Below are 12,966 nucleotides of genomic sequence, written 5' to 3' on the forward strand. Positions count from 1 at the left end.
TTCCACCATGCCTCAGTATGTGGACCTGACCCTCGACCTGCCGCCGCAGGTCGTCAACGCGGGCGTCGGCGTCCACGGATCGGCGGGCCCGCACGAGGTCTTCCGCCTCCCGCGCCTGTGGCAGCTGCATCTGTACGGCTACTCGGGCGTCCTGGAGTTCGGCGGCACCCGGCATCCCATCCGCCCCGGCCACATCAGCCTCGTACCGCCCGACACGGAGGTCCACTTCCACTACGACGCGCCCCGCTGCGAACACCTGTACGCCCACTTCCGGCTCCCCGGCGAGGGCGAGCGGCGCCGGGTGCCGGCGATGCAGGACGCGGGCGCGGAGACGGCCGTGCTCAGCGGGCTGCTGCGGCAGACGGTCGCCGCCGGCCCCCAGTCCCCGGCGCGTGCCTCGGCGGAACTGTGGACCGTGCTGTGGCGTACGACGGCCCTGGCCGACGCGGCCGAGCACCGCCCGGGCGTCCGGCACCCCGCGCTGCGCACCGCCATGGCCCACATCGAGGAGCATCTGGCCGGCCCCCTGACGATCCCGGACATCGCGCGGGCCGCCGGGGTCTCGCACACCCATCTGACCCGACTGTTCCGCGAGGGCACCGGCCACACGGTCGTCGCCTACATCCGGCGCCGCCGTATGGAGCGCGCCCGCCACCTGCTGATCGCCTCGACCCTCGCGATCCCCGCGATCGCGGCCACGGTCGGCATCCCCGACCTGCAGGCCTTCAACAAGACCTGCCACAGGGAACTGGGCGCCTCACCCCGCACGGTACGGGCGACCGCGGGGAGCTGAGGCCCGCCGGATCGAGCGGGCGAGAAGCCGGATCGAGCGGGCAAGAAAGCGGCGGAGAGGACCACCCGCTTCTCGCGGATCCTGATCGCGCGGTGCCGCGGCGTCGGCCGCTCGTCTCTCGCGCCTGTTCCGGTCCTTTCCGCCACCCCCATACAACCTCCGCGCGCACCGCGACCAGAAGGGCCGAAGGGCCCGGCCTTCGGCCCCCTCGGCCTCTTCGGGGCCGGTGGGCCCCAAGGGCGGCCCGAACGGCTCCTCCTGCCAGGGATGCGCAGGGGGTTCAGTCTGGTAGTGAGGCCCTCACGACTTCGGCGCCGGGGCCGAAGGAGTTGATTGCCATGACAACGCTCGCCGGAGTGCCCGACCGTCCGGTCCGGGTGGACGCCGTGCTCGACGCGCCACTGTCGCGGTGGCTGTGGCTGGTGAAGTGGATCCTGATCATCCCGCACTACGTGGTGCTGTTCTTCCTGTGGATCGCCTTCACCGTCGTCAGCGTGATCGCGTTCTTCAGCATCCTGTTCACCGAGCGCTACCCGCGCGCTCTGTTCGACTTCAATCTGGGGGTGCTGCGCTGGTCCTGGCGGGTCGGGTACTACTCGTACGGCGCCCTGGGCACCGACCGCTATCCGCCGTTCAGCCTGGGCGAGGAGCCCGGCTATCCGGCGCGGCTGGAGATCGCCTATCCCGAGCGGCTCTCCAGGGGACTGGTGCTGGTGAAGTGGTGGCTGCTGGCCATCCCCCACTACATCGTCATCGGGTTCTTCCTCGGCGGCTGGCGCGTCGGCTGGTGGGAGGGCGGGCTCGTCGCCGTACTGGCCCTGATCGCCGCGGTGATCCTGACCTTCACCGAGAAGTACCCCAAGGGCCTGTTCGACTTCATCCTCGGCCTGAATCGCTGGATCCTGCGGGTCGCCGCCTATGTCGCCCTCATGACGGACGCCTATCCCCCCTTCCGCCTGGACCTGGGCGGCACGGAGCCGGGCGGTATGGAGATCGAGGACGTGACATGACGGGTCAGGCATCGGTGTGCAGGGCCAGGCGGGGGCATGCCGCGACGGCCCGGCGGGCGTGGCCGCGCAGGCGCTCGGGAACCGTGCGGTCCCTGACGATCGGGTAGCCCCATTCGTCGAGCCCGATGAGTTCGGGGAGCAGTTCGGCGCACAGGCCCTCGCCGGTGCAGGCGATGCGGTCCACGCGCAGGGTCCGGGTGCGGTTCATCGCCAGGTCTCCGGTGGTGTGGCGGGCGGTACGGCCAGGCGGGGCGGCCGGTGGGCGGCGGGGCAGGCGCCGTCGTCGAGGTGCCGGGTGACGTCGTCGGCGAAGGCGTCCAGGGCCGAGGCGGCGAGACGAGCGGCACCGTCGGGGTGACGGCAGGCGCCCCGGTCCGGCAGCAGGGCCGTACGACGGCGCAGTCGGTCGAGGAGGACGCGGTCCGCCCGGCCGGCGGCCAGGGCTGCGAAGTCCGCGGCGACGGCGGGCAGTCCGAAGTGGCAGGGGCCGCACTGGCGGGCGCTGTGGGCGGCCAGGTAGGCCAGGATCCGAGCCGTCTCGGCGAGCCCGCAGGCGGAGTGGGGGAGCGCGACGAGCACGCCGGCTCCGGGCGAGGCACCGAGCGGAGCCAGGTCCCGTCGGGAGAGGGGCGTGTGCAGGCGGGCCGCCCCCAGCCAGGCTCCGGCGAAACCGCCTGTGAGAACCGCCTGCAGAGGCTCTGTCGGTCCTCCGGCGAGGTCGAGGACCGTGGTGAGCGGGGTGCCGAGCGGGACCTCCAGGACGCCGGGGACACCGACGGCGCCGGAGACGGTCAGGAGTGCCGTGCCGGGTTCCTCGGTGGTCCCGGCCTGCCGGAACCAGGCCGGTCCGTAGCGTGCGACGAGGGCGACATGCGCGAGCGTCTCGGCGTTGTGCAGGAGGGTGGGACGCCGGTCGATCCCGCGTTCCTCGATGCGCGGCGGACCGCCCCGGGGCCGGGCGGGCCCTCCGTCGAGCCAGCGCACCAACGACGTCGACTCGCTGGAGACGTACGTGTGCGGAAGGCCGTGCAGACGCAGTCGTACGGCGTCGACGCGCGCACGGCGACGCTCCGCCAGGGCCGCACTCAGCTGCTGGTACTGCGCGCTGCGGGTACGGGGCAGGCACACATGGACGGTGTCGGCGCCGACGGCCAGCGCGGCCAGTACCGCGCCGCCGAGGACGAGATGGGGAGCCACGGCGAGCAGGAACTCGTCCTTGCGGCTGGCCGGTTCGCTCTCCATCGCGTTGACGACGACCACGGCGCGACGGCGACCGTCGGCCACCGTCCGCAGTTTGCGGGCCGTGGGGAAGCCGGCTCCGCCGCGTCCCGTGAGCCCGGCCGTCTCCAGGGCGTCCGGCAGCGGCATCGCCGCGCGCGTGCCGATGGTCCGGGAGACGGGCGAGGGGCCGTAGTGCCGGAGGTGATCGGAGAGGGAGGCCGGACGCCCGGTCGCGTACCAGCCCGCCAGCAGCCGAGGCGCGTCGGGCGCGGGCGGCAGACGGAAGCCCGTGATGGTCGCGGAGGTCACCGGCCACCTCCGAGAAGCATCGCCGTGGCGGCGGCGCGCTGGGACCAGCCGGGCTGCAGGGGGCCGGTGGCGAGGAACGCGCCGAGCACCAGCGGGACGGCGGTCGCGGTCAACGCGGCCACCAGCCGTCCGACGACCCGCCCCGGCCCCGCCTTGGCCAGGCGCCACCACACGGACGCCATCACGGCGGCCAGACACCCGGCGTACAGCCACAGCTGGGGTGAGAGACGGGTGTCGGTGCCCGTTCCCGCGCCGTGGAAGAGGGCGAAGGGCCAGGCCGCGTACGCCAGCCAGTGCACGGCCTTCCAGCGGCGCACCCCCAGACGACGGCGCGCGGCGCTGGTGACGAGCACGGCCAGCAGCAGATCGAGCGCGACCGTGCCGAGCCCCAGCCAGAGCGGTCGGTAGGAGGCGGCGAACGGCAGCACGGTGACGGCCCAGCCGAGGTGCACGAACGGATCGAGCACCGCGGTGATCACGTGCACGACGAGGAAGACCAGGGTGAGCAGGGACAGATTGCGGTGCAGCAGACCGATCTCGAACCGGCCGACGCTCCGTGGCGCCGCGCGCCCGCCGGAGGCGATCCCGAGCACCACGGTCGCCGTGAGCAGGACCAGCGCCAGGGTGCCGCCCGCACGGCTCGCGTACCACAGGGGGCTGCCGGCCAGGGTCAGGGCCGTCATCGCGCACCTCCGTCGAGGGGCCAGCCGCCGAGTCGTACGACCGTGCCGTCGAGGTGCACCAGACGGGCGGGGAGGCCGGTGCCGCGCAGCCAGTCGGGGGCACGTACCCCCAGCACGATCGCCGCGGTGGCGGCGGTGTTGGCGTCCACGCAGTCGGCGGCGGCGACGGTGGCGGTGCGCCAGACGGGGGCGGCCGGTTCACCGGTGGCCGGGTCCACGATGTGGTGCAGGGTGCGCCCGGCGCGCCGCCAGGTGCGCACACGGATGCCGGAGGTCGCCAGCGCGCCGCCGCTCACCGTGACGGCGGGCCCGTCGACGCGGGGCCGGGCGTGATCGTCGGCCAGGGCGACCCGCCAGCCGCCCTCGGGCGCGGGCCCGGCCGTCGCGAGGTCGCCGCCCAGGTTGACCAGGACCCCGCAGCCGGTGACCGCGGCGGCGCGTCGGGCGGCGCGGTCGGAGGTCAGGGCCTTGGCGGTGGCACCGAGGTCCAGGCGTGTGTGCGGGGGCAGGAGCAGGCGGCGTGTTCGGGAGTTCCAGACGATGCGCCGCCAGCCGGTTGCGGGGCGGGCGACCGGCAGCGGGCGGGCGTCGTCGGGGCGCAGGGAGACGAACGTACGGTCGTATCCGAGGGCGATCACGGCGTCCCCGGCGGTCGGGTCCACCGCCCCGTCGGTGAGGCGGGCGGCGCGCAGGGCGGCTTCGAGGGCCTCGGCGAAGCGTTCGCCGACCGTCGTGGGGGTGCCCGCGGCCAGGTTGACGCGGGTGAGTTCGGAGTCGGGCCGGAAGCGGCTGCACGTGACATCGACGTCGGCCAGTTCCTGGCGCAGGACCGCTTCGGCCGCGGACAGGGCGCGCGGGTCGGTCACGAGCAGGGTGGCCGTGGTGCCGAGGGCGGGGAAGGAGAACTGGGCGGGGGAGGGTGCGGGGGCGCTCGTGCTCATGACGCCCCCGTGGTGGTGTGCGGCTGCTGCTGGGTGGCGGCCGGCGGCTGGGCGGGAGGCTGCGGGGCAGGGGCGGCGCCGTCGTCGCCGCCTTCGTCGTCCCCCTCGCCGTGCTGTGTGCTCGTTGTGGCGGAGGGCGTCCGCGGCTGCGACGCGGGCGAGGTGGTGGGCGCCGAGGCGGCGGAATGGCCCGGCAGCAGATGGGTGTAGACGCCGCCGAGGGCCGCCGCCGCGGCCACGGCGGCGACGGTGATCCATCGGGTCAGCCGGTTGATCCTGCGCAGACCGTGGTCACGTGCTCGGGGCGAACCGGGTGCGTGGTTCTGACGGAAGTCGTCGGGCGGGGAGACCATGGCGGCGGCTCCTGGGGCATCGGCGGCCGTGAGCGGCCGCGTTCACCTCCAGGCTCGGGTGCGGGCTCCCGGGAACTCGCTCACGTCTTCTTCAGAACCGGTAAAGATCTCGGCTCCGGCCGCCCCGCGCCCCGCTCGGACCACAGCGGTAGTTCCAGTACGACGGTCAGCCCGCCGCCCGGGGTGTCCTCCAGCGCCGCCGTTCCGCCGTTGGCGGTGACCAGCCGGTGGACGATGGCGAGCCCCAGCCCGGTGCCCCGGGCCTCGGGATTGCCGAACCGGCGGAACGCGACCGCCTTCGCCTCGGCCGGCATCCCCGGCCCGTCGTCCCGCACCCGAACCCGCACCCACGGTCCCACCGCGGCGTGGTCCAGCGTCACACTCCCGCCCGCGGGCAGGGCGTCCACCGCGTTCGCGATCAGATTGTCCAGGATCTGCTCCAGGTGACCGGCGCCCAGCGCGGCGGTGAGAGCGGGCCCCGGGGCGCGGGTCAGACGCACACCACGTTCCTCGGCCACCGGCGACCAGGCGGCGACCCGCTCGGCCAGCGCCTCCTCGACCCGTACGGCGCCCGGACGAGGCGTGGCCTGCTCGGCGCGGGCCACCGCCAGCAGTCCGTCGACCAGCCGCGAGAGCCGGGCGATCTCCTCCTGCGCTCCGGCCAGTTCCTCGGCGGTGTCGCCCCGCGCCCCGGCGGCGAGGACGTCGAGCCGCAGCCGCAGGGCGGCCAGCGGGGTCCGCAGCTGATGGGAGACGTCGGCGATCACGGCCCGATGACCGTGCACCAGCGTCTCCGTACGGGCGGCCATGGTGTTGAAGGTGGCGGCCAGTCGCCGCACTTCCGGTGGACCGCCGCCGACGTCGGCCCGTTCGTCGAGGGCGCCCTCGCCCAGCCGCCGCGCGCTTGCGTCCAGCGTCGACAGGGGACGGCCGACCCAGCGCGCCAGGTGGACGGACAGCAGCACGGACGCGCCCAGGCCGGCGGCGCCGATCGCCGCAGACCAGCCCCACACGGCCGTGATCCTGGAGTCGAGCGATGCCGCGGACCGGGCCAGGACGACCGCGCCGACCGGCCGGCGCACCTCGCCGACCGGTTCCGCCGTCAGAAGCCGTCCCTCGTTCTCCGGCGGCTCCGGCTCGTGCCCGCCCAGCACCCGGGCGACCAGCTCCGAGGCCTCCGCACCCCGGGCCGCCGTACACGGGGTGGCGGCCACCAGGCGCGCGGCGGAGTCGTACACGGCGGCGCAGTCGCCCGCCCGGGCCGCGGCGTCCAGCTCCCGGCGCATGGCGGTCGCCGGTTTGTGGTCGGAGAGATGCTCCTCGGCCGCCGCCGCGATCACCCGCGTGGACGCCCGCTGGTCGTCCCGGAAGGCGACCCGATCGCGGGCCGTCAGCAGCACCCCCAGGGGGACGACCGCGAGGACCAGCAGCACGGAGGTCAGGATCAGCAGCGTCCAGGCGATGCGGCGGGTCATGGCGGTTCCCCGGGAGCGCCGAGCCGGAAACCGTGTCCGTAAACGGTCTCGACCAGCCCTGGCACGCCGAGCTTTCTGCGCAGCGCAGCGATGTGCACGTCCAGCACCTTGGTCGGGCCGTACCAGTGCGCGTCCCAGGCCCGCTCGAGGATCTGCTGACGGCTCACCACCCGTCCCGGGTCGGCGGCCAGGCACTCCAGGATGCCGAACTCCTTCGGCGTCAGGGCGATCGCGCGGCCGTCCACCGAGACCTGCCGGGTGCGCAGGTCCAGCGCGAGCGGCCCGTGGCGTACGACCTCGGGGCCGGCCGGACGCCTGCGGCGCAGCACGGCCCGGATCCGGGCCAGCAGCTCGGCCAGCCCGAACGGTTTGACCAGGTAATCGTCGGCCCCCTCGTCCAGGGCCACCACCCGGTCCGCCTCCTCCCCGCGCGCGGTCACCGCGATGATCGCGGCGTCGGACCGGGCACGCAGCATCCGGCAGACCTCCACACCGTCGATGTCGGGCAGCCCCAGATCCAGCAGCACGACGTCGGGGGTGGGCGACGACAGGGCGGCGCGGCCGGTGCCGACGCCGTCGACGGTGTAGCCGGCCTGCCGCAGTCCGCGCACCAGGGACTCCGCGATGCCGCGGTCGTCCTCGACGACCAGCACCCGCGTCTCGCTGTCCGCACCATTGCCGTCGGCGTTCATGCCGGCAACCGCCTCCATCGGGACCGCTCGCTCGCCTCTCCTCCAGCGTGGGGTGGACTCGATCGCCACGGCAGGGGCCGTTCGTCCCTCTCGGCGCGCAGACGCCGGTACGGCGGGGGACGGGGGAGCCCCTGAGGGTGCCGTGGCCGGTGCCTGCGCCTCCTTCGATGATCACTCCGGGGACCGTGCGTCCGTAGGGACGGGAGGCCTCACATGGAGGCCCTTGAGTCCCTTGCGCCGCACGTTTTGCGTGTGCCCTGGTCTATGCGCGGCGCCCGGGTCGTGGCATGCCCTCGTCGCCGGCGAGGGCATGCATCCGCGCCCGATAGGTGACGGCGTCGATCCGGCCGTTCAACCGGCGCCGGACGAGCCGCCGTTCCGCCCGCTCGCGGCGCCGCCGGGACGGGTGTCGCGCGTCCGGTGCCAGTAGTCGGGCGGTGTCGTACAACATGCCCGCGAGGATGAGCAGTTGAAGCGTCGCAGTGACGAGGACCATGGCACGCCCCTACCGCGGCCGGGAACCGGCGTCCTCCGGAAAGCGCACGTGGATCGGCGTCGATCCGTCCGTCGTGTCGATCCGCAGGCCGGTCTCGGCCGAGAAGCAGTGCACCGCGTCCGGACGTGCGGTGACGCGCAGTTGAGCGCCCTTGTCCTGGGTCGGCCGTCCCGGGAGGCGGACGACCACCGGGACGACCTCCGGGCCGATCTTGGCGGACGTGTGCAGGTAGGCGACGGCACCGGTGTCCTCCACCGCTTCCACCACGAGCTCCAGCGCGGGCGTCTCCAGGTCCTCGGGGGACAGTACGGCGAACTGCTCCGGCCGGACGCCGAGCACGATCTCCGTGCCGGCGTCGGCGCCGGCGGCCCGCACCGTGTCCCGGGTCAACGGCACCACCAGGGCCCCAGTTCGACGCCGCTCGCGGTGAGCGGAAGCCGGAAGAGGTTCATCGCCGGAGAGCCGATGAATGAGCCGACGAAGATGTTGGCGGGGCGCTCGAACACGTCCTTGGGCGTGCCCACCTGCTGCAGCACCCCGTCCTTGAGCACGGCCAGCCGGTCGCCCATGGTCATGGCCTCCACCTGGTCGTGCGTGACGTAGACGGTGGTGGTGCCCAGCCGGCGCTGCAGCACGGCGATCTGCGTCCGGGTCTGCACCCGCAGCTTCGCGTCCAGGTTGGACAGCGGCTCGTCCATCAGGAACACCCGCGGTTCGCGCACGATCGCCCGGCCCATCGCGACCCGCTGACGTTGGCCGCCCGAGAGGGACTTGGGCTTGCGGTCCAGGTAGTCTCGCAGATCCAGAATGGCGGCCGCCTCCTCGACCCGCTGCCGGATGCGCGGCTTCGGCAGGCGGGCGATCTTCAGGGCGAAGCCCATGTTGTCGGCCGTCGTCATGTGCGGGTACAGCGCGTAGTTCTGGAACACCATCGCGATGTCACGGTCCTTGGGCGGCAGATGAGTCACGTCCCGGTCGCCGATGCGGATGGTCCCCGAGTCGACTTCCTCGAGCCCGGCCAGCATCCGCAGGCTGGTCGACTTGCCACAGCCGGAAGGACCCACCAGGACCATGAACTCACCGTCGGCTATGTCGAGATCGAGCTCGCACACGGCCGGCCGGTCCATCCCCGCGAAGTGGCGGGTCGCCTTGTCGAAGATGACGGACGCCATGACGTTCCCCTCCCCGAAGGTCCCCCGAGGATCTCCTGCCTCCAGCCTGGAGCGGGCGCGGCGCCGACGGGAGGACCCGGTCGACCCGCTTCGGGTGCCGGTCGGCCCCTTCGGGACCGGTCGGTAAAGGGGTTCAGACCGGATAGGCGTGTGTCTGGGTCGCCTTCACCGTCGCCCACACCGACGCGCCCTGGTGCAGGTCCAGTTCGGCGGCGGCGACCGTCGTGAGGTCGGCGGCCAGCGGGAGTTCGCCGGTGAGGTCGGCGCGGATCTGGTCGCCGTGCGTCTCCAGTCCGGCGACCTCGCAGCGCCAGAGGTTGCGGGCGCTGGAGCCGGTGGGGCGGTCCCGGTAGAGGGTGACGGCGCTCGGCGGGAAGGCCACGAACACCGGTCCGGCGAGGTCCTCGGTGGTGGTGATGGCGGGGCCGGTGTCGAGGCGGACGGTGTGGCCGTCGGCCTGCCCGCGGTAGAGGTTCAGGCCGACGAGCTGCGCGACGTACTCCGTGCGGGGGTGCCGGGCGATGCCGGAGGGGGTGCCCTCCTGGACGACCGAGCCGTGCTCGACGACGACCAGACGGTCGGCCAGGACCATCGCGTCCAGTGGGTCGTGCGTCACGAGCACGGCGACGGCCTCGAACTCGGCCAGATGACGGCGGAGCTGGGCTCGTACGTCGAGCCGGGTGCGGGCGTCCAGGGCGGCGAGGGGCTCGTCCAGGAGCAGCAGGCGCGGGCGCGTGGCCAGGGCCCGGGCGAGGGCCACGCGCTGGGCCTGGCCGCCGGAGAGCCGGCGCGGCTTCACGGCCGCGTGGTCCGCCAGGCCCATGCGGTCGAGCCACTCGGCGGCCCGCGCCCGCGCCTCCGCCTTGCCGGCCCCCTGGCAGCGCGGGCCGAAGGCCACGTTGTCCAGGGCCGTGAGGTGGGGGAAGAGCAGATAGTCCTGGAAGACCACGCCGACCGGACGGGACTCCGGCGGCGTACGGTCCAGCTCCTCGCCGTCCAGCCGCAGATGCCCGCCCGTCAACGGGGTCAGACCGGCGAGAGCGCGCAGCGCGGTGGTCTTGCCCGCCCCGTTCGGACCGAGCAACGCGACCACCTCGCCGGGCGCGACGCCCAGGGTCACGTCCAGACGGAAGGCACCCCGTTCGACGATGAGGCGGGCGTCCAGCCCGTCCAGGGCGGTGTCGGCGCGCACGTCGTAGGTCCCGGTCATCCGGCGCTCATCCAGCGGTCGCGCAGCCCGGCCAGCACCGCGATGGACACCGCGAGCAGCACCAGACTGAGGGCGACGGCCGCCTCGGGGTCGTTCTGCAGGGCGAGGTAGACGGCCAGCGGCATGGTCTGGGTGCGGCCGGGGAAGTTCCCGGCGAAGGTGATGGTCGCGCCGAACTCGCCGAGCGCGCGGGCCCAGGCGAGGACCGCGCCGGCCCCGATGCCCGGCGCGATCAGCGGCAGGGTGACCCGGCGGAACGCGGTGAAGCGGGAGGCGCCCAGGGTGGTCGCGGCCTCCTCGTAGCGCGGGTCGGCGGCTCGCAGCGTGCCCTCCACGCTGATGACGAGGAACGGCATCGCGACGAACGCCTCGGCCACCACCACGCCCGCCGTGGTGAACGGCAGGGTGACGCCGAACCAGGAGTCCAGCCATCGCCCGACGACCCCGTTGCGGCCCAGCGCCATCAGCAGCGCGACACCGCCGACCACCGGCGGCAGCACCAGCGGCAGTGTGACCAGGGCCCGGAGCAGGCCACGGCCGGGGAAGTCCACGCGGGCCAGCAGCCAGGCCAGCGGGACGCCGAGCACCAGGCTCACCGCGGTCGCGGCGGTGGCGCACAGCAGGGACAGCTTGAGCGCCTGCCACACGGCGGGACTGCTCAACTGGCCCGGCAGGTCGTGCCATTCGGTCCGTACGAGCAGCGCGAGAAGCGGTACGAGCAGAAACGCCAGCCCGATCAGCGCGGGCACCAGCAGCGGCAGCGGCACCCCGCGGCCCCACCTCCGCGCCCGCCGCCGCCGCGCCCCGGCCACCAGGGTGGCGGGCGCGGCGTCGGAGGCGTCCACCTTGGTCACGGCTTGAGGAACCCGGCCTCGGTCAGGACCTTCTGGCCCTCGGCGGACCGCACGAGCGCGATGAACGCCTTCGCGGCCACGACGTTGGGGGCGTTCTTGAGCAGGGTGATCGGGTAGGCGTTGACGGCGTTCGCCGACTCGGGGAACTCCACGCCCTGCACCTTGCTGCCGGCCGCCTTCACGTCCGTCTTGTAGACGACGGCCGCGTCGGCCTCCTTCAGCACCACCTTGTTGAGCGCGGACTTGACGTCCTGTTCGTAGGAGACAGGGGTGAGCTTGAGCTTGCTCGCCGTCAGCGCCTTCTGGGCGGCGGCGCCGCACGGCACCGTCTTGTCGCACAGCACCACCTTCAGCGAGGACTTGGTGAGGTCCTTCAGGGAGGTGATCTTGTCGGGGTTGCCCGGCAGGGTGGCGATCTCCAGCTGGTTGCGGACGAAGGTGGCGGGGGTGCCGGCCGTGTCCCCCTTGTCCGTCACGATCTTCATCGTCTTGGGGCTCGCCGCGGCGAACACGTCGGCGGGGGCGCCGCCGGTGATCTGCGCGGCGAGGGTGTCGCTGCCGCCGAAGCTGAAGGTGACCTTGGTGCCCGGGTGCTCCTTCTCGAACTCCTTGCCCAGGGCCGTGAAGCTCTCCTGGAGCGAGGCGGCCGCGAAGACGGTCACCGTGCCGGACATCTTCGTCGAGGCGGAGCCGGAGGCCGAGGCGGACGCCGAGGAGGCCGACTTCGCCGAGGAGGAGTCCGAGTCGGACGACGAGCAGGCACTCAGGGCCAGCAGCGCGGCGGTGCCCACGCCGGCCACCTGCAGGGTCCGGCGGTTCCGGCGCGGGGTACGGGTCATCACGGGTCCACTCCCTCTGGTCCTCACGGACATACACAGAGGATAGTGCCGCAGATGCGAGGGAAAAGTCTCCTGTCATATCGCATGAGCCGGAATTGTGATCTACCAGGTTGGCATGTGCGTTTGCACGGGCGCGCGACCGGGTGCGGTCATCCGGGAGGCTCTCTCGGGGGCCGCCGGAATCGCGTTGCCGTGCACGATCGCGTTGATTACGGTCGCCGCATGGCGGATGACGAGAGCACGCGCGCGGCGCGGCTGCTGGACGCCCAGGCGAAGGCCGAGCGGCTCTTCGCGGAGATCGGGGCGCGGGGTCTCGTGGCGCCCGGCGCGGGGGAGCGGGCCGTCAGCGACCGGATCCGGGACCTGGCGAACGACCTGTTCGGCACGACCCGCCACTGGCACAAACGGATCGTGCGCTCCGGGCCGAACACCCTGATGCCGTACCGGGAGAATCCACCGGACCGCACGATCGGCGCGGACGACATCGTGTTCGCCGACTTCGGACCGATCTTCGAGGCGTACGAGGCCGACTTCGGCCGGACCTTCGTCCTCGGCGACGACCCGGTCAAACACCGGCTCCGCGCCGACCTTGCGGAGATCTTCGACGCCGGCAAGCGGTTCTTCGCGGCCGACCCCGACATCACCGGCGCCGGGCTGTACGCCGAGGTCGAGCGGCTCGCGAAGGACGCCGGCTGGGAGCTGGGCGGCTGGCACGCCGGACACCTCGTCGGGGAGTTCCCCCACGAGTCGATCGAGGGCGCGCACACCGAGTCGTACATCACCCCCGCCAACGACACCCCGCTGCGGCGCACCGACAAGGCCGGCCGCCGCTGTCACTGGATCCTGGAGATCCATCTGGTCGACCGGGAGCGGGAGTTCGGCGGCTTCTACGAGGAACTGCTCACCCTCTGAATCCCG

At 73.4% G+C, this 12,966-nt stretch carries 14 protein-coding genes and 1 pseudogene; 3 read left to right on the forward strand and 12 right to left on the reverse strand.

Annotated elements, in window-relative coordinates:
* Positions 1 to 7 precede the first annotated feature (7 nt).
* Both MKW14_RS09355 and MKW14_RS09360 read left to right on the forward strand, forming a co-directional pair.
* Positions 8 to 793: an AraC family transcriptional regulator gene (locus MKW14_RS09355; RefSeq protein WP_240860995.1), complete on the forward strand. Its 786-nt coding sequence runs from the start codon at positions 8 to 10 to the stop codon at positions 791 to 793.
* A gap of 338 nt (positions 794 to 1,131) precedes the next feature.
* Complete coding sequence (locus MKW14_RS09360) at positions 1,132 to 1,803, forward strand: DUF4389 domain-containing protein (RefSeq protein WP_240860998.1); 672 nt, start codon at positions 1,132 to 1,134, stop codon at positions 1,801 to 1,803.
* A 4-nt stretch (positions 1,804 to 1,807) separates the two neighbouring features.
* Here the strand turns inward: MKW14_RS09360 and MKW14_RS09365 are convergent, their stop codons facing one another.
* From MKW14_RS09365 to modA, 12 genes and pseudogenes are all read right to left on the reverse strand, one after another.
* Positions 1,808 to 2,011 carry a ferredoxin gene (locus MKW14_RS09365; RefSeq protein WP_240861000.1) on the reverse strand — a complete coding sequence of 68 codons (204 nt, stop codon included), beginning with the start codon at positions 2,009 to 2,011 and terminating at the stop codon, positions 1,808 to 1,810.
* On the reverse strand, positions 2,008 to 3,333 hold the full coding sequence (locus MKW14_RS09370; protein ID WP_240861001.1) for an NADH-ubiquinone oxidoreductase-F iron-sulfur binding region domain-containing protein: 1,326 nt from the start codon (positions 3,331 to 3,333) through the stop codon (positions 2,008 to 2,010). The genes MKW14_RS09365 and MKW14_RS09370 overlap by 4 nt, the downstream gene beginning before the upstream one ends.
* On the reverse strand, positions 3,330 to 4,016 hold the full coding sequence (locus MKW14_RS09375; RefSeq protein WP_240861003.1) for a ferric reductase-like transmembrane domain-containing protein: 687 nt from the start codon (positions 4,014 to 4,016) through the stop codon (positions 3,330 to 3,332). The genes MKW14_RS09370 and MKW14_RS09375 overlap by 4 nt, the downstream gene beginning before the upstream one ends.
* Positions 4,013 to 4,957 carry an FAD:protein FMN transferase gene (locus MKW14_RS09380; RefSeq protein ID WP_240861005.1) on the reverse strand — a complete coding sequence of 315 codons (945 nt, stop codon included), beginning with the start codon at positions 4,955 to 4,957 and terminating at the stop codon, positions 4,013 to 4,015. The genes MKW14_RS09375 and MKW14_RS09380 overlap by 4 nt, the downstream gene beginning before the upstream one ends.
* Positions 4,954 to 5,310 (reverse strand): hypothetical protein, encoded by a 357-nt coding sequence (locus tag MKW14_RS09385; RefSeq protein WP_240861007.1) that lies wholly within the window; start codon positions 5,308 to 5,310, stop codon positions 4,954 to 4,956. The genes MKW14_RS09380 and MKW14_RS09385 overlap by 4 nt, the downstream gene beginning before the upstream one ends.
* Positions 5,311 to 5,390: 80 nt before the next feature.
* Positions 5,391 to 6,785 carry a sensor histidine kinase gene (locus tag MKW14_RS09390; protein WP_240861009.1) on the reverse strand — a complete coding sequence of 465 codons (1,395 nt, stop codon included), beginning with the start codon at positions 6,783 to 6,785 and terminating at the stop codon, positions 5,391 to 5,393.
* The gene (locus tag MKW14_RS09395; RefSeq protein WP_240861012.1) at positions 6,782 to 7,477 is read right to left on the reverse strand and encodes a response regulator transcription factor; all 696 of its coding nucleotides are present in this window, start codon (positions 7,475 to 7,477) and stop codon (positions 6,782 to 6,784) included. Before MKW14_RS09395 ends, MKW14_RS09390 begins: the two co-directional genes overlap by 4 nt.
* A 262-nt stretch (positions 7,478 to 7,739) precedes the next feature.
* Entirely contained in the window at positions 7,740 to 7,973 is a 234-nt protein-coding gene (locus MKW14_RS09400; RefSeq protein WP_240861014.1) for a hypothetical protein, read from the reverse strand.
* Positions 7,974 to 7,982: 9 nt separating this feature from the next.
* A pseudogene (locus MKW14_RS09410) lies at positions 7,983 to 9,145 on the reverse strand (ABC transporter ATP-binding protein).
* 133 nt (positions 9,146 to 9,278) lie between these two features.
* The gene (locus MKW14_RS09415) at positions 9,279 to 10,355 is read right to left on the reverse strand and encodes an ABC transporter ATP-binding protein (RefSeq protein WP_240861017.1); all 1,077 of its coding nucleotides are present in this window, start codon (positions 10,353 to 10,355) and stop codon (positions 9,279 to 9,281) included.
* Positions 10,352 to 11,209 (reverse strand): molybdate ABC transporter permease subunit, encoded by an 858-nt coding sequence (modB, locus tag MKW14_RS09420; RefSeq protein WP_240861018.1) that lies wholly within the window; start codon positions 11,207 to 11,209, stop codon positions 10,352 to 10,354. The genes MKW14_RS09415 and modB overlap by 4 nt, the downstream gene beginning before the upstream one ends.
* On the reverse strand, positions 11,206 to 12,048 hold the full coding sequence (gene modA, locus MKW14_RS09425) for a molybdate ABC transporter substrate-binding protein (RefSeq protein ID WP_240861020.1): 843 nt from the start codon (positions 12,046 to 12,048) through the stop codon (positions 11,206 to 11,208). Before modA ends, modB begins: the two co-directional genes overlap by 4 nt.
* Before the next feature lie 222 nt (positions 12,049 to 12,270).
* On the opposite strand from modA, the gene MKW14_RS09430 reads away from it, so the two are divergent.
* A complete protein-coding gene (locus tag MKW14_RS09430) occupies positions 12,271 to 12,960 on the forward strand; it encodes a M24 family metallopeptidase (RefSeq protein WP_240861022.1) in 690 nt (229 codons plus the stop codon).
* The last annotated feature ends 6 nt before the right edge of the window (positions 12,961 to 12,966 follow it).

The sequence above is a fragment of the Streptomyces gilvus genome, assembly GCF_022513565.1.
GTDB classification, from domain to species: Bacteria; Actinomycetota; Actinomycetes; order Streptomycetales; family Streptomycetaceae; genus Streptomyces; species Streptomyces gilvus.